Raw genomic sequence first — 16774 nt, forward strand, 5'->3', positions numbered from 1 at the left:
TTGCCAGAATTACCCCGAGGGGGCGATCGTGTCTAACGACCAATTACCGGCGGATGCTGATGGTTTACAGCTCAACTTTTGTAAAACATTGGCGTGTGACAACTTTGGCTTGAGTGATGCAGAACGTTATGTTTTGCAGCGTGCGAACCCCAAGCGTCCAACGATGGTTTGTCGTGAATGTGGAGCTTTCCCCCCCTTACTTAACAACCGCGAAGTGTTAAACGAGCTGCATCGTCTGCGTCAGTTACACAGCGAGGGGTTGCCTGCGTGTCGGAATAACGACTGCGCGAACTTCGGCTTGTCGGTTCATACGCACAAGCATCTCTACCATGCCTTTGGTTACAGTGGCGATCGTCAACGCTACCGCTGTAAGCAGTGCCAGTCGACTTTCGTTGATAAGTGGTCCGGCGCCAATAAAAAGCTCAGTTTTCAAGAGACCTTGCTCGGTCTGCTCTTTATGGGCTACTCCGTGCGCGAGATCTGTCGCAAGCTCAGCATCAATCCGAAAACCTTCTATGATCACGTGGATCACATTGCCAGCCGCTGCCGACGCAAACTGGCGATGATTGATGCGCGCTGGGTGAACCATGCAGATTCGTTCCAGTTTGCCTCCCGTTATATGCCCCTCCAGCCTCGCAGCAACAACGGCGTATTGTGGATTGCAACTGGCGATGCGCGCACCGGCTACATTCTTTGTCAGCACGTGAACTACTCTGCGCAGGAAGAACCAGCCGGGAGTGCCGATCACAATCCTTACGACTACCCCGCGCGATTTGTCTCGCGTGAGCACTCCGCCGAAGCTAATCTGCCCGTTCCGCCGCCATCACCTGTGCTGCGAGAGCGCATCGATCAAAAATACCAGACCATTCTGGCACGAGGTAATGTGGAAGACCCGATGGGCAACCTCACCTCGTTCCATTATCCGTCCAAAGGGGCGCTGATTCGTCCGCCGTATACCTCCTACGCCCACTATCTGCATGTACTGGATATGTGTGAGAGCGAAAAACGGGTTTCGATTTTCATGCCTCAGGATCCGGTACTGCGCTCTGCGGCGCTCAGTGTTTGTCTGCCGCGTATCCGCAACAACACCGTGGATCTGATGTACGTGGAAGAGGACAGCGGCTGGAATTCGGAGCTGAATTTCAACAAAATCGACATTGTGCTGATGGGATGGTGGCGCGACCGCTGGGCGATTGCCAGCCAGAATCAAGGCGACAAGGGGATCTGTTATCTCGCCGGAAACAACGCCGATCCGCAGCAGTGGCTGCAATCGGCTTCCATTCGCCAGATAGAGTTTTACCAACAACGTTTCCAGTTGCTGTTTGAGTCGTTCATCAACGAACCACGACGCAAACTGCGTCCGGGTGGCCTACAACCGCTGCTGGATATTTTCCGCGCCTGGCACAACCTTTGTTATCAAGATAAACAAGGATTTACCGCCGCTCAGAATCTGGGGGTCACCCAGCATCCTTTGACGCTGAAAGAACTTTTATCCTAAACGTTTTGACGATTTGTCTAGTATTAAAATGTGAACTAAGGTCAATAAATGCTTAGACGAATTGTAAATAAACTCAATTTATTGCAGTAATGGATGCGAAAAATTAGCAGCTCAATATAATGAGTCTGTCGTTTGGACCGTAACGCCAAGGATTATGCAGTTTGGATAAAAGCCAGTACCTTCTCGAACTCGAAATCGACCAGCTCAGGCATCGCATAGAATCTGAACCGCAGCAAGTCCTGGCGGTGGCAGAACAATGTCTGAGCCGAGCAACGCAACTCGGGTTTTCAGACGGTATTCTGCAGTCTCTGATCATCATGTCGCGCTGCCTATGGTGCAATATGGATTATCGCCGCGGCCTCAAAACCATCAAACAAGCATTCACCTACCAAAACAGCCTCGACACTGACGACTACTTGCCCGAAATTCTTCACGTGCATGCACTGCATTTCTGGGGGCAAGCCAAATACTATACTGCTCAACAATTCTGGATTAATGCCCTGGAACAAGCCGCCTTGGTCGATGAAAACGAAATTCTCATCGAGTGTCTGATTGGTCTGGGCAATGTGTGGCGCATTACTAATGAATACAAGCTTGCGGCATCAACCCACGAGCTCGCCGTTAAAGTCGCCAACAACACCCGCATTCACTGGCTGGAAGGCAAAGCGCGCATTCTGTGGGCTTGGGACCTGTACTTGCTGGAGCAATACGTCGACATGCTCACCGTGCTGGATGGTGCCGAAGAAGTGCTACGCGGCCATTCGGATCGCACATGGCAAGCGGAAGTATGGGATTTTCGTGGCTTGGCGCTGCTGGGTCTCGAACGCTTGGCAGATGCTGAAGACGCCACTCAGCGCGCCCACGAACTGGCGGTCAAACACGATCTAGTGTGGATGAAAGCGCACTCTTACATCAGCCGCGCGCGACTGGAGCTGCTGCGCAAAAATCTCGACAAAGCGAGTGAGCTGCTGCATGCCGCTGAAGTCTCCGCAGAGAAGTTTGACAACGGTGAATTGCTGTCTCAAATCTGCTTTCAGCAATCAAGAGTGGCCGAAGAGAGCGGGGATTTTAAAAGTGCACTGGAAGCTTTTCGCAAATATCGCAAGTTTTCCATCACCATGCTGCGAGAGCAGACGATTCTGGTCGGTCGCGACAAAGCTCGCGCCTCGAAACGACAGATGGAGCAGCGGGCGCGCAAACTGATTAACCGGGTGCGCAGCCAACACGAGTACGACCCGGAAAAACATCTCTCCAACGTGGTGTCCGAAACCTATTGGTGGGAACAGATGATGGAGTTCAAAGCCGAATTGCAACACTCCAGCCATTCGGTGATTGTGATTCAACACCGCGACCCACATTTTCTCGATGTGTGCACAGAACTGGTTCACTCGTTGTGTGCGCACAACGATTTGCTCTCGCGGATCAGCAGCCAGCGTCTTGGCTTACTACTGGCTGAGAAGGATGAGGCATCAGAGCAGGTTTACCAGACTTTGCTGAACATGATCGAAATTTATCCTTGGCAGCGCAAAGAGTTGAGCGGCGAGATGCCCAATGTCACGCTGCACAGCATTCTCAGTTTCCCGTTTACCCTCGAACAGCTCGAAGAGATGTCATTACAGGAAGAGTCGTATGGAAGTCCTACTCAATAAGATTCAAGATGCCGGGCTGGATGCGACTGCTGTCTCGGGGGATGAGGCGATCAATTTCTGGAATCATGTGCGCCAGCATATTGCGACCACGCCGGAAGAAAAGGCGCTCAGCCTGACGTTCAGCGCGGAATACCACGCCGAAATGAATCGCCTTCAAGAAAGTATCGACGAGCTCAGTGCGGCACTGAAGTTGTTGTCAGGTAGTCAGCATATTGAGCTTATCCTATCGCTGAAAAACAGTTTAAGTGATCGTCTGGTCGAGCACGGCGATTACAACGCCGCTCTCAACGAATATGTTTCTGCCTCCAATCTCGCGGTAGAACATGGTTTCATTGATGACTATGTACTGGCGATTTTAGGTATGGGCAACCTGTGTGATGCCTATGGCGACCGTAACCGAGCGCTACGCTACTACCAAAAAATCGACAGCATCGACCACGCTATTTCCAGCCGCTCGCTACGTCTGCGCTACAAACTCTATATGTTGGCGTGCTACCTGCACTTGCGCCGTTTTACGGCCGCCAACGATCTGATCAAGGAGTGTGAAGAGCTGAGTATTCTGGTCAGCGACAAAACGCTGAGCGGTCAAATTCTGCTTTATCAGGCAAAACTCTATCGTGAGCAAGGCAAGTTGGCGCAGGCCATCTCGACGCTGAGTAATGTGCAGTACACCCTGGGCAATGTGCATTCGACCTGGTTGTCGAATATGATCCGGATTGAAAAAGTATATTGCCTTGTAGAGATGGAAAAGCCTCATTTCTCCACTTTCCTTCTGGAGTCAACAGAGAAGCGTCTGCCCAACTTGGTTGCGCCGATTCTGGAAAAGCGCCTGTATGAAGCGTTCAGTCATGTATGCGAGCGTCAGGGCTTGTATCAAAAAGCGCTGACCTACGAGAAAAAGGGCTTTCAAATCGAATCCGATTTGATGAAACACATTCCGATTGGAGAGCTGGGCGCCACTCAGTTGCGTCGTCTGTCGCGCTTTGAATTACAGTTAAAACTGATCCTCTCAGAGCTGGAAAACCGCGAACTCAAAGAGACCACGGAAAATCAGAAAAACACCGTAGCACAGCTGCAACAGGACGTATTTACCGACCCGATGACCCGGCTGCACAACCGACGCTGGCTGGAAGTTAAACTCAAAGACCTGCTGCTTAACGAAGCTTCATTTGCATTTCTGGTTGTCGATATTGACCATTTTAAATCCATCAACGATGAGCTGAGCCATTTGGTGGGAGACAAAGCCATCGTCAATGTCTCGAATGAAATCGCGAACTACTTCGATTTCCAAGGCACCTCTTGCATCCGCTTTGGTGGCGAAGAGTTTCTGGTCATTCTGGAAAACGCAACACTGGAAGAAGCCACTAAACATGCGGAAGCGTTTCGCGAGCGCATCTACCAGTTTAACTGGCCGGAGATTCTCGGCGAACGCGGCCTGACCGTCAGTATCGGCATTACTTTGCATCGTGACGGTGAGAATACGCAACGCACGTTTTACCGCGCAGACAAAGCACTTTACCGGGCCAAAGCAAATGGCCGGAACCAAGTCTGCACAGAATAGTCTCACCACTCTGGCGACACGAGGTTGCAGTGCCGCCACTTGCATTCCCATTCTTGGATGTGAAGCATGGCCCAAATTAGCGTCATTATTTACGTTATTTGGTCATTTTATTCAGATTAAATCACTAAAACTTGTTTAATATAAATAGGTGTTATCTCTCATGATTACGCCCACTTTTCTTACTTGGTTACAAGGACTCTTTCATGTTTTTAGATTATTTTGCCCTCGGGGTATTAATCTTCGTTGCCTTGGTTATTTTTTACGGCATTATCGTCATCCACGACATCCCTTATGAAATATCCAAAGAGCGTAACCATCCGCATCAGGATGCGATTCACGTTGCGGGCTGGGTCAGCCTTTTCACGCTTCATGTCCTGTGGCCATTTCTCTGGATTTGGGCAACGCTGTGGCGCCCGGATCGCGGCTGGGGTTTTGCCAAACTACAAGAAGAACAACACGATATTCATCACCGCGTCGATGAACTGATCGACGAAATCGCGGCACTCAAGGCCGAAGTAGCGGCTCTCAAACAGCCTAAAACCAGCGCGCAACCGTCGGAAAAGAATGAGGAGCACAACTAATGGATTTACTACTCATTCTGACCTACACCGCTATCTGTATCGCGATTTTCAAAATCTTCAAAATTCCGCTCAACAAATGGACGGTGCCGACCGCGGTGCTGGGCGGCGTGGTGCTGATCGGTACGCTGATCCTATTGATGAACTACAACCATCCGTTTACCTCGATTGGTGGTCAGGTGTACAACACCACACCTATCGTTTCGAGCGTGCGTGGTAAAGTTATCGAAGTCGATGTCGAACCGAACACACCGCTGCATAAAGGCGATATTCTGTTCAAACTTGACCCTGTACCGTTTGAAGCCGCAGTCGTTCAGAAGCAAGCGGCGCTGGCGGAAGCGGAGCAAGATGTGCTGAGACTGGAGTCTGCATACAAGCAAGCGACGGCATCGACAGTAAAAGCCGAAGCTGAACGCGATAAAGCCAAACGCGAAGCCGCTCGTTACGAGAAAGGCTACAAGCGCGGCGCATTTACCGCGCAACAGGTCGATACCACGCGTCAGGCTTACAAATCCGCTCAGGCTGCACTGGAAGTCGCTCAGGCTTTGGAAAATGAAGCGAAACTGGCATTTGAATCTCAGATCGACGGTGAGAACACCACGGTTGCACGTATCCGTGCAGAATTGACACAAGCTCAGTTTAATCTCGATGAGACCGTCGTTCGCGCGCCGACCGATGGCTACGTCACCCAACTGGCCCTGCGCCCGGGTATGATGGCGGTTCCGCTGCCTCTGGCTCCGGTGATGACCTTTGTGCATACCGAAGAGAAGTACTACGTAGGTGCATTCCGCCAGAACTCTCTGCAACGCCTGCATCCGGGTTTTGAAGCAGAATTCCTGTTCCGCGCACTGCCTGGCAGAGTGTTTAAAGGTGAAGTGGTTGAAGTCATTCCTGCGATTGCAGAAGGCCAGATTCAGGCACGAGGTTCACTGCTTGGTACTCAGGCGCTGAATACTCAGGGCCGCGTGTTGGTGAAACTGCGCATCACTGATGACATGAGTGAGTTCAACCTGCCACTGGGTACTAATGCCGAAGTGGCGGTATACTCCGATACCTTTGAGCATGTATCCATCATGCGTAAAGTTTTGATTCGTATGAAGAGCTGGCAAAACTACCTCTATCTGGATCATTAATCCTGACTGACAAAAAAACCGCCGAACTTCGGCGGTTTTTTCTTATCCGTGAGAACGTTAGCTCCAGCGCAGCACACGCACTTCGTTACCCTCTTCCGGCTGACGCGGAATGTTCAGCGATAGCACAAAAGAAACACCCGCCATGCCGGCGCCAATAAAGAATACCGCTGCCGGCGATACCAGCCACAACAACCCAAAGCTGACCGGAATCACGACGGCGGCAATGTGGTTGATGGTAAAAGCCACACCGGCGGTAGATGCCATGTCAGCCGGATCGGCGATCTTCTGAAAATAGGTTTTCACAGCCAACGCCAGCGCAAAAAACAGATGATCAACCACATACAACCCTGCGGCCCAGTGCGCATCGGTAACCAGACCATATCCGACGAACACCAGAATCAGTCCCGTGTACTCAAACAACAGCGCTTTACGCTCCCCTACCACACCGATAAAACGACCGATACGTTTGGCAAACAGGAAGTTGAATACGTAGTTGATCAGGAATAACAACGTGATATCAGCAGCCGTATAGCCAAATTTTTCCACCATCAAAAAGCCCGCGAACACGGTAAAAATCTGACGGCGCGCGCCGCTCATGAAAGTCAGCGCGTAATAGAGCCAGTATCGCTTGCGCAGCACCAACTTTTTATTTTGCGGGGTTTCCGATTTAAACTCCGGAAACGCAAAAGCAATCACGACCACCAGCGCAAACGCCACACCACCAGTAATGCCATACACCCATTTAAAACTCAGTTGCAGTTGTTCCAACATCACCCACAGTGCGCCGTAGGTCAGCAGCGACGCCAATGCACCGACTGAAATCAGCTTGCCGAGCATCTCCGGCGCTTCATCTTTCTTCAACCACTGCAGCGACAGCGACTGCTTCAGCGTCTCGAAATAGTGAAAGCCGGTCGACATCAACAATGTCGTCAGCAACAATCCGGTCAGTGTCGGGAACAGGCCAGTAATCGCCGTACCAATTGTCAGCATTCCCAGCGACAAGACCAAAAAACGTTGCTCACGAATGAACAGCAGCACAAACACCGCCGTAAAAGACAAAAAGCCGGGGATCTCCCGCACGCTTTGCAGCAGGCCGATATCGGCACCGTTAAAGTTGGCTTTCTCGATCACGAAATTGTTGAGCAGTGCCATCCAGCTGGAAAACGCAATGGGCACAATAATGGATATGATCAGCAGAAAGTTTTGTGGCGTACGCCAAGTCTTCGCTTCCATGAGAATTATTATCATCCTTATCAATCGGATTGCCAGTTTACCCAAACTTATCTCCGGTGTAACCTTTTGTAACACATCCTTCTTTTCCAGCGTGTCGTCGCAACGGCACCATAAGGTGATAACGCTGAATTCCGAGGTTTCGTATGCAGGTTCGTTTTGCCACCGCCAACTTATTGAACTATCTCGCTCCGCCTAATGCCTTCTATGAGTTCAACAACATCTATGAGGCTACACAGTGGCAGCAAAAACAGCGTTGGCTGAATCATAAACTGATTGAGCTGAATGCTGATGTGATTGGTTTCCAGGAGATTTTCAGTGCCGACGCCTTGCGTGAGCAGATGCATGATCTGGGCTATCCATACTTCGAAGTCATTGACACGCCGCAGGTTAGCGATGACTACATTTACTCGTCTCCGGTTGTTGGCATTGCCTCACGTTATCCACTCAGCGACGTTGTCGCGGTGGACGCCCAACAGCCGGACTTTCACTTTCACCGCAAACCGCTTCGCGCAACGGTGCATCATCCGGCTCTGGGTCATATCGATGTGTATGTGGTGCATTTCAAATCTCAGCGCCCGATGCTCAATGAGCCGCAAAGTGACGACTTGATGAATGCCTGGCAGCAAGAATTGTACGGCCGTTGGCAGTCGACAATGCAGCGCGGACAAGAAGCACACCTACTGCACAAAGCGATCGTACAGCGTAAGCAACAAAGCCGTCATCCGGTGGTGTTGATGGGGGATTTCAATCAGGTACTGAGCAGCATTGAATTTTCCGCTTTGCGTTCCACCCATCGTTTCCGCCAGCCAGATAGCTTCGCACCGCTTATGCCGTATCATCTTTTTGACAGCTGGGAACTGTTTAGCCACACGCGTGACGAGCTACGTAAACCGACCCATTACACTGGCGCTTCCGGCCAGGTACTCGACTACATTTTGCTGTCGAGCGATTTCAGCCGTGAAGCCGATTATCCGGTCGCTTTAGTGTGTGACTTTCACGTGGAAGATCAGCATCTGATCAATCCGCACTTTGAGACCGATCGGTATGCCAGCGATCACGCACTGGTCGCCATCACCTTGCAGTGCGCCAAATCATCCGGCATTTGAAATTTATATGCATCCAAGTGCTTTTCATTTCTTGCGTAACTCGTTAGATTGGTTAAAAAACAACAGATAAAAAGAAGGAAAGCATGGAAATTCATATTCGGCCAACAGAAGTCAGTGATGCACGCGCACTATGCGATATTTATTCTCAACCGAAAGCACAGCGAGAAACGCTGCAATTACCCCATCCATCAGTAGCCATGTGGCAGAAACGACTGGAAACCATCCCCGCTGGCGTATTCAGTTTTGTGGCTGAGGTGGATGGCCGCGTCGTGGGTAATATCGGTATGCAGGTTTCGCAACGTGAACGCACCGCCCACTGCGCCAGTTTTGGTATTGGCGTGCATGACGAATTTCACGGTCACGGCATTGGCAGTCAACTGATTGAAACCGTACTCAATCTGGCCGACAACTGGCTTAACATCAAACGCATTCAAATCGAAGTGAACAGTGATAACGCAGCGGCTATCGCATGTTATAAGAAGTTCGGATTTGAAATTGAAGGCGAAGCAAAATGCTCGGTATTTCGTGAAGGCGAGTTTATCAGCACCTATTACATGGCACGCATCAAAGCCTGATTGAGGCAACGACACTTCCCGGGGTTTGTCACTATACTTACAGCAGTGAACGTAAGGAGTGGCAAACCCATGGACTTTGTCGAAATGATGCGTTTACGCGGTCAGGCCGCTGAGAATATTTATTTTGCCCAGCGTGACCGCGAGTTGATCGATGAGCTGCACGCTCACCCGGAAAAGCTGCAAAAATCCGCCCCAGATCCGAGTGATAGTGAAACCGATGATCACAGCGATTCAAACAGCAATCAAGCGCGGTGACGCAGATGCTGCCATTGTGCATTGCGGGTCAGATAGTGATCCACATAGCTGCATACTGGCACAATCGTCTGGCCTTGCTGCTCAATAAGCGGTAACACGGCCTCCATCATCACCTTTCCGTACCCTTTCCCTTGCAGGCTATCCGGCACACGTGTTGAGGTGATATACAGCACGTCGTCTTCTTGCTGATACTTCACCACTGCGTACTCATCACCTTCCAAATGCACCTTAAAACAGTGGTTTTGTGCATCATGTGTCACTTGATGTTCCATTTAGGCTCCAAATTTGATAATTAACTCAAATAAATTGTGGCAGAACTGAATTGAATCTCCCGGTATCAAATCATAAAATCGTTAAATCTGCAGGAAAAATAAAAATAAAGCAGTACGTTATACGGAGAGATCAATGCGTTCACAGTCAGTAGCTACCCAACCGGAGACCGGAAGTTCCAAATCGAACTCACGGCATAAAACCGTTTCCACGCTTAATAGCACCGATGCTCTGGCTATGGTCGAACACGGCAGTGAGCTGACGTTGAGCATCACAACGCCAGTCGGTACCAAATTCATCTGTAAGACCCCTTTTATTGGTACCCATTCCGACACTTACCTGCTGATAGAAATTCCTGAAATTTCCAGTGATGATCTCGCCTACTTCTTTCAGGAAGGCTTCTGGATTAACGTTCGTGCGATTTCACCGCGTGGTGAAGGCGCGATGCTGCATTTTCGCAGCCAGTTGCTGCATATCCTGCACGAGCCAGTCGCTCTGGCGATGCTCTCGATTCCCAACACCATGCAAGTCACTCAGCTGCGCAAAGAACCGCGTTATGAAGTGAACCTGTCGGGCAAAGTGCATCAAAGTGAACGTAAATCAGAATGTGAAGTGCGGGATCTGTCGAAAAGCGGCTGCCGTTTTATCACCGCGCCATTGGGCCGCTCCTACCAAGTCGGGGATCTGGTTTCGATTGAAATCTTTGCCGACAAGCGTGGATCCAAAGTGTTTGCCCCGTTGGTCGGACGTATCTGTAACTTACAGCGCTCCATGCACTACGCACGGTACGGACTTGAGTTCAATGAGCAAGGCCGTACTAACGCCAAAAATCTGCTGAGCCAGCTCAAGTTCAATGGCACCAAACTGACGCTTAATATTGAATAGGATTTATCGCCCTTAGCATTAAAAAAGGCTCTGCATTGCAGAGCCTTTTTCTTTATCCCAGAAAAGAGATGTAGCCTTGCAGGATAATCAGATTCACGATGTCGATAAAGAATGCGCCGACAATCGGAACAACCATAAAGGCTTGAGGTGAAGGTCCGTACCGATTGACCAGCGAGCCCATATTCATGACTGCCGTAGGCGTGGCACCGAGGCCAAATCCACAGTGACCGCCCGAGATCACGGCCGCATCATAGTTGGCGCCCATCACCTTAAATGTCACGAAGTAAGCAAATATCCCCAGCACCGCCGATTGAACGGCCAATATCACCAGGAAAGGGATGGCCAAGTCGAAAATGTTCCACAGCTTAAGGCTCATCAAAGCCATGGCCAGAAACAGTGACAACGACACCGTGCCAAGAATATCAACCGTTTCAGTATCCAGTTTATGAGCCTTGGTCACTTGCAGCACGTTGGTAATAAACACACCGATGAACAGTGCATAAACAAAGTCCGGAATCATCAACCAACGGATATTCAATGCTTCGACCCAACGTTCCAGATACTGCGCGCCTGTCACACAAATCAGCAGGACGAACAACACTTCAATCACCTTTTTAGAGGTCACTTTGTCTTCTTCGTACTCGTTGTAGGTCACCAGCTCCGGGAAACGACTGTGCGCTTGCGTACCTCGGCCATATTCAGATTCAAAGTTGTGCTTATCGATCAGTTTTTTCGCCACCGGGCTACCAATCAAGCCACCCACGATCAAACCAAACGTCGCCGAAGCCATCGCGATTTCCAGCGAATTGCTTAAGCCATAGGTTTCGCTGAAAGTCTGCGACCAGGCCGCTCCCGTGCCGTGACCACCGGATAACGTAATTGAACCCGCAATCAACCCCATCAGCGGATCCAGCCCTAACGCCGTTGCGAGCGTCACGCCTACGCCATTCTGAATGATGATAAAGAAGGAAGCGACAGCAAGAAACAGGAAGACTTTGGCGCCACCTTTGACCAGTTGAGTGTAGTTTGCCGCCAAGCCCACAGTACTGAAAAACATCAGCATAAAGGTGTTTTGTAAAGGCAGAGAGAATTCCAGATCAATCCCATTGAAATGCAAAATCGTGATCAGAATAGCGACCAGCAGACCGCCCACAATGGGTTCAGGAATGTTGAATTTTGTCAGGACTGGCAACTTGGCATTGATGAAATGCCCGATAAACAGCACGCTGATGGCAATCAGGAAAGATTCCAGCGCGCCCACGGAGATAATGTGATTCATATAACCTCTTATATTCACACTCATCTTCCTTAATGAGCTACGAGCGACCCAGCCGAGCAGCGGCGCTCAAATAAACGACCATACCGGTGTCGTTATAGAAAACCTCTTAGTTGTGACAAAACGTCACGTCTCTGTATCAATGTTTAAGTGAGAACTGGTTCACTGAGCCGTATTCGTCAGTGAACTGAGGATGTGGAGTGGTGCTATCATACCTAACCAGAAAAAAAAGAGCCAATCGCAAAACCGCGATTGGCTTATGTATGGTGTGAACAAAAATCTATTCACTAACAACGTCAGTTGGCTAGGTGACCCTCGGCTTTAAGAAGGGTCGAAATGAATTATGCATTAAGCGTGCCATCTTTAAAAGTCCTTTTTTTGGGCTGAATAACACAGTTCCTGAGAAAACCCTGACTTATTTTTTGCAAATTGATAATTGCAATTTGCAAAAATGATCATATTGCATAGTCATGCAATTGCTTATAAAGGTGCGAATGAAACTTTTGCGGATCCACATTTATCGATCGGATTTGGCTGGATTTTTTGGTTATACTGCACACTTCAGTTGGTTCGAATAAGGTTCTCAATGAATTACTTTAGTACGTTTTTGAAAGGCATGGCGATGGGCGCGGCGGATGTCGTTCCTGGTGTATCTGGCGGTACCATTGCTTTTATCACCGGCGTCTACGATACCCTGCTCGAAAGTATCCGTCGGGTAAACCCTAGCTTATTGCGTTTGTGGAAACGAGAAGGGTTTGCCGCAGCGTTTCGTCATATTAACGGCTGGTTTCTTATCGCTTTGTTCGGCGGCATCTTCACCAGCATTCTGACGCTGGCGAAACTGATTTCCTGGTTGCTCGTGACCCACCCGATTCCTATCTGGTCGTTCTTCTTTGGCCTGATACTGGTCTCGGTTTATCACGTACTCAAACAGATAGAGCAGAAAAGCTTATCGCGCTGGGCGCTGCTTCTGGTCGGAGTGGCCTTTGCCTATTCCATCACTGTCTTGAAACCACTCGAAATGGAGTTCACCAGCCTCAATGTGCTGATCGCGGGCGGTATTGCCATCTGCGCCATGATTCTGCCTGGCATTTCCGGCAGTTTCATTCTGCTGCTGATCGGTATGTACACACCCGTTCTGGGCGCGGTAAAATCGCTTCAGGTCGACATTCTCAGCTTGTTCCTGCTTGGCTGTGTGATTGGTTTGCTGAGTTTCTCGCACGTATTGTCCTGGTTGCTCAAGCACTACCGCGATATTACGCTTTCCTTCCTGACCGGACTGATGCTGGGTACCCTGCCGAAGATCTGGCCATGGAAAGAGACCGTCAGTTGGCGTACCAACTCACATGGAGAACAGGTTCCGCTGCTGCAACACAACCTCAGCCCGCTTGATTTCGAGGCTATCACCTCACAACCGGCACAACTTGGTATCGCCATCGTACTGATGCTGTGTGCAATACTGCTGGTATTGGGGTTAGAAAAATTCGCTCAGACACACGACGTGTAACGCGTTAAAACGCAAACAAAAGGTGGCTTTGGCCGCCTTTTTTGTTTGCTTGACTGCCAGCACAGTTTTCTCCTTCCTTTCCAGCCAGTTAAAGTGACCTATGCTACCATTCTCCTTTCTCCGTTGCCGGCCGGCAGCCCCTGCTCATCTCATGAAATGTCGCAGTGCTACCTTATTTCACGCAACGGATAGGCTATCAGGAAGGAATATGCGCAGAGTCGTTCGATTTGTTGTTGTGGTTATCGCTTTACTGGCGGGGTTCTTCGTCAATGATATTGTCCACTATTTTCAGAACCCAGCGCCAGCCAGAGCTCTTAATAGTTACTGCCACCTGTCCAGCCAAGCGTGTGAGCAGAATGGTGTCAGTATGACGCTGGCACAAGATACGGCTCATCCATTGGTTGCCACCCCACTTGATGTTCAATGGCCAGACAGCAAGGCCGATACACTGCTGCTGACGCTGGAAGGATTAGAGATGGACATGGGACAGGCGAAGTTTGTTCTGAAACGCTCAGCCAACGGGCATTACGCCGCAGATTTGATGTTGCCGGTTTGCACCACCGACAGCATGACGTGGGTCGGAACATTGACGGATGGGAATAAAACAGTTTATCCCGCAATAAGGATGCAAAGATGAGTAAGAATTGGTCGTTGATTTTGGTGGTGGCGTTTGCCTTGGGATTTGGAGCGAAAACGTATTGGGATTCACAAAACCAACTTTCTGCCTCGCAGGACCCACAGACGGTCACTCTGTTCGGAGCCGACAATAAAGCGGTGAATATTTTCGATCCCAAAGACGATCGCATTCGCATTATCTATTTTGGTTTTACCCGCTGCCCGGATGTTTGCCCGACCTCACTCGCCATGCTGGCAGGGGCGTTAAATGAACTGGATGAAAAAACGCTGAGCCACCTGCGCCCGATGTTTGTTTCATTGGATCCTGAGCGCGACAACGCAGAGGCATCAGCCACATACGCCCACTATTTTCATCCGATGATTGAAGGTATGTCCGCACCGCTGGACGTAACAACTGCGCTGGCCCACCGCTACGGGGTGATTTTCAGAAAAACGGAATTGCCGAATTCAGAACTGAAATACACCTTGGACCATAGCTCCTATTTCTATTTTCTTAAGCCAGACGGTACCTTGATCACCAAAGTACCGCATACCCAAAACCCCGCACCGATCGTGGATGCGATTAAAAAAACAATAAATTCATCAGAAGGATAGTGAAATGAAATTGAAGGCTCTGTGGTTAGCAGGATTGATGCTCAGTCCATTCAGTTATGCCCAAACGGACATCATGGCCCATCATCCGTATGCTCGCGCAACACCACCCAATGCCCCGACCAGCGCGGTGTTTGCGGAACTGGTGAACAACAGCGACCACGATCGCTTTATCGTGGCAGCTTCCACTCCAGCGGCAGGCAAAGTTGAACTGCACGACGTTATCAAAGAGGGTGACGTGATGAAGATGCGTCAGGTCGAGGCGTTCACTATTCCGGCCAACGGCACTCTGGAGCTGAAACCTGGCAGTTTCCACATCATGCTGTTTGATCTCAAAATGCCTTTTCAGGAAGGCACACAGATCGATGTTCAACTGACGTTTAAAGATGGCGAGCAAGTCTCGTTTACAGCGCCGGTGAAAAAGGTCATGAAAGGCATGCAACACTGATCACTCAGTTTGTACATATCGAGTGGCGAATGTGACTCGATCCGGCAAAAAGAGGTGGGCAAATCCACCTCTTCTGCTATTATGAAACCGCATTAACAAAAAACTAATCTCTGGAGGATTTTATGATTGTACTTACTCACCACCGCGCAAATTCAGTGAAGAAAGCATAACCCAAAATTTCACCTTTCCTTCCCTAGAATTGCCCGGTGTTCTCAACCGGGGTCACATCACACAATTTAGACCCTAGCCATATTTTAATGCGTTCAAGACAGCGTGATTACGCATGTCTGGGGTAAACCAATGAGTTTAACAGATACACACACTCTCTCACTGCCACAGTTAGGGTGGCGACCTGTATTTCAACAACAGCTTAGCTTAGAAGACATGGAGCACAACGCTCTGGCCCGAGTTGCTGCGCACCATCGCAGTGGCTACGTCTGTTGGAGCGAACAGGGAGAATTTCATCTCGACATTCACGCCAAATTACCCGCGATGACTGTCGGAGACTGGATTGTTATCGATCACAGCCAGCAGTTTGTGCGCCTATTGGATAGACAATCTCTGTTCAGCCGCAAAGCAGCAGGCAATCGCGCCTATGAGCAGTTGATTGCGGCAAACGTCGATACTGTCTTCATCGTTTCGTCTCTCAATCAGGACTTCAATCTCAGTCGCATCGAACGTTATCTGGCGCTGGCGCGAGAAGCTCAGGTCGAGCCTGTCATCGTGTTGTCCAAAGCCGATCTGTGCGATGACGCGGAAGACAAACGCCGTCAGGTGCAAGATCTCAGCCCCTTATTGAGTGTTGAAACCATCAACGCGCTCAATAATGAAAGCTGTCAGGTGCTGCACTCGTGGTGCAAAATCGGCCGCACTATCGCGGTGATGGGCTCGTCCGGCGTAGGGAAATCGACGTTGGTCAACACACTGATGGGTGAGCAGGTTCAAGAGACCGGAGGCATTCGCGAGCAAGACAGTAAAGGACGTCATACGACAACGGCCCGCTTCCTGTTGCCGATGCCAAGCGGCGCTTTATTGCTCGACACACCGGGAATGCGTGAACTGCAAATCGCCGATTGTGAACACGGTGTTGCACAAACGTTTGCTGATGTGGAGTCGCTGGCGCAGCAATGTCGCTTCAGTGATTGTCGCCATCAATCGGAGCCAGGCTGCGCGGTGAATCGCGCCGTAGAGAGCGGGGAGCTGGATGCGAGACGATTGAAGAATTACCAGAAATTACTTGCAGAACAGCTATATAACAGTGAAACCATCGCCGAACGCCACGCCAGACATCGGCGCTTCAGCAAAATGGTACGTAATGCACAGAACGTCATCAAACAACCATAAAGCCTGATGACCACACAACAGAGGGTGAAATTTCACCCTCTGCTTTCAACCAAACATCTACAAATAATTAACAAACAACCTAAAATGTGTTGCATTTCAACATGATTGGTAATTTTTTGTTCTAACTATCAATTAATCCTAGACACATTATCCCGTGACGTTAATATTGGCTACCTTCAGTGGTATCCACTGAAATAACTACAAATCAAACCATATATTCATCGCAGGG

At 49.8% G+C, this 16774-nt stretch carries 17 protein-coding genes; 14 read left to right on the forward strand and 3 right to left on the reverse strand.

Annotated features, from left to right (window positions below; translation table 11 throughout):
• Positions 1–28: 28 nt before the first annotated feature.
• The 5 genes from DYA43_RS17275 (at position 29) to DYA43_RS17295 (ending at position 6419) form a co-directional block, all read left to right on the forward strand.
• Positions 29–1498: a hypothetical protein gene (locus tag DYA43_RS17275; protein WP_020329636.1), complete on the forward strand. Its 1470-nt coding sequence runs from the start codon at positions 29–31 to the stop codon at positions 1496–1498.
• Between the two features lie 161 nt (positions 1499–1659).
• A complete protein-coding gene (locus DYA43_RS17280; protein WP_061056007.1) occupies positions 1660–3147 on the forward strand; it encodes a tetratricopeptide repeat protein in 1488 nt (495 codons plus the stop codon).
• Positions 3128–4708, forward strand: a complete 1581-nt coding sequence (locus DYA43_RS17285; protein WP_062789269.1) for a GGDEF domain-containing protein — start codon at positions 3128–3130, stop codon at positions 4706–4708. The genes DYA43_RS17280 and DYA43_RS17285 overlap by 20 nt, the downstream gene beginning before the upstream one ends.
• A gap of 203 nt (positions 4709–4911) precedes the next feature.
• A complete protein-coding gene (locus DYA43_RS17290; protein WP_020329633.1) occupies positions 4912–5289 on the forward strand; it encodes a DUF3302 domain-containing protein in 378 nt (125 codons plus the stop codon).
• On the forward strand, positions 5289–6419 hold the full coding sequence (locus tag DYA43_RS17295; RefSeq protein WP_055452272.1) for an HlyD family secretion protein: 1131 nt from the start codon (positions 5289–5291) through the stop codon (positions 6417–6419). The genes DYA43_RS17290 and DYA43_RS17295 overlap by 1 nt, the downstream gene beginning before the upstream one ends.
• 57 nt (positions 6420–6476) lie before the next feature.
• Here the strand turns inward: DYA43_RS17295 and DYA43_RS17300 are convergent, their stop codons facing one another.
• Positions 6477–7652: an MFS transporter gene (locus DYA43_RS17300; protein ID WP_020329631.1), complete on the reverse strand. Its 1176-nt coding sequence runs from the start codon at positions 7650–7652 to the stop codon at positions 6477–6479.
• A 143-nt stretch (positions 7653–7795) separates the two neighbouring features.
• Here DYA43_RS17300 and DYA43_RS17305 point away from each other — a divergent pair, with 143 nt between their 5' ends.
• From DYA43_RS17305 to DYA43_RS17315, 3 genes are all read left to right on the forward strand, one after another.
• Positions 7796–8758, forward strand: coding sequence for an endonuclease/exonuclease/phosphatase family protein (locus DYA43_RS17305; RefSeq protein WP_061056009.1), 963 nt, complete (start codon positions 7796–7798; stop codon positions 8756–8758).
• Between the two features lie 83 nt (positions 8759–8841).
• Positions 8842–9333 carry a GNAT family N-acetyltransferase gene (locus DYA43_RS17310; protein ID WP_020329629.1) on the forward strand — a complete coding sequence of 164 codons (492 nt, stop codon included), beginning with the start codon at positions 8842–8844 and terminating at the stop codon, positions 9331–9333.
• Positions 9334–9402: 69 nt separating this feature from the next.
• Complete coding sequence (locus DYA43_RS17315) at positions 9403–9588, forward strand: hypothetical protein (RefSeq protein WP_061056010.1); 186 nt, start codon at positions 9403–9405, stop codon at positions 9586–9588.
• Here DYA43_RS17315 and DYA43_RS17320 read toward each other — a convergent pair.
• Positions 9576–9860 (reverse strand): GNAT family N-acetyltransferase, encoded by a 285-nt coding sequence (locus DYA43_RS17320; protein ID WP_061056011.1) that lies wholly within the window; start codon positions 9858–9860, stop codon positions 9576–9578. The two genes, DYA43_RS17315 and DYA43_RS17320, sit on opposite strands and share 13 nt — an antisense overlap.
• A 133-nt stretch (positions 9861–9993) precedes the next feature.
• Here DYA43_RS17320 and DYA43_RS17325 point away from each other — a divergent pair, with 133 nt between their 5' ends.
• Positions 9994–10743, forward strand: coding sequence for a PilZ domain-containing protein (locus tag DYA43_RS17325; RefSeq protein WP_020329626.1), 750 nt, complete (start codon positions 9994–9996; stop codon positions 10741–10743).
• 52 nt (positions 10744–10795) lie between these two features.
• Here DYA43_RS17325 and gltS read toward each other — a convergent pair whose 3' ends face one another.
• Positions 10796–12022, reverse strand: coding sequence for a sodium/glutamate symporter (gltS, locus tag DYA43_RS17330; RefSeq protein WP_020329625.1), 1227 nt, complete (start codon positions 12020–12022; stop codon positions 10796–10798).
• 583 nt (positions 12023–12605) lie between these two features.
• Between gltS and DYA43_RS17335 the strand changes: the two genes are divergently transcribed.
• The 5 genes from DYA43_RS17335 to rsgA all read left to right on the forward strand — a co-directional run bounded on the left by DYA43_RS17335 (position 12606) and on the right by rsgA (position 16545).
• The gene (locus DYA43_RS17335) at positions 12606–13526 is read left to right on the forward strand and encodes a polyprenyl-phosphate transporter (RefSeq protein WP_024375491.1); all 921 of its coding nucleotides are present in this window, start codon (positions 12606–12608) and stop codon (positions 13524–13526) included.
• A gap of 208 nt (positions 13527–13734) precedes the next feature.
• The gene (locus tag DYA43_RS17340) at positions 13735–14163 is read left to right on the forward strand and encodes a hypothetical protein (RefSeq protein ID WP_061056012.1); all 429 of its coding nucleotides are present in this window, start codon (positions 13735–13737) and stop codon (positions 14161–14163) included.
• Positions 14160–14756: an SCO family protein gene (locus DYA43_RS17345; protein ID WP_020329622.1), complete on the forward strand. Its 597-nt coding sequence runs from the start codon at positions 14160–14162 to the stop codon at positions 14754–14756. Before DYA43_RS17340 ends, DYA43_RS17345 begins: the two co-directional genes overlap by 4 nt.
• A gap of 4 nt (positions 14757–14760) precedes the next feature.
• Entirely contained in the window at positions 14761–15201 is a 441-nt protein-coding gene (locus DYA43_RS17350) for a copper chaperone PCu(A)C (RefSeq protein WP_061056013.1), read from the forward strand.
• A gap of 300 nt (positions 15202–15501) precedes the next feature.
• The gene (gene rsgA, locus DYA43_RS17355) at positions 15502–16545 is read left to right on the forward strand and encodes a ribosome small subunit-dependent GTPase A (RefSeq protein ID WP_032082137.1); all 1044 of its coding nucleotides are present in this window, start codon (positions 15502–15504) and stop codon (positions 16543–16545) included.
• Positions 16546–16774 lie beyond the last annotated feature (229 nt).

The organism is Vibrio fluvialis, from assembly GCF_900460245.1.
GTDB lineage: Bacteria > Pseudomonadota > Gammaproteobacteria > Enterobacterales > Vibrionaceae > Vibrio > Vibrio fluvialis.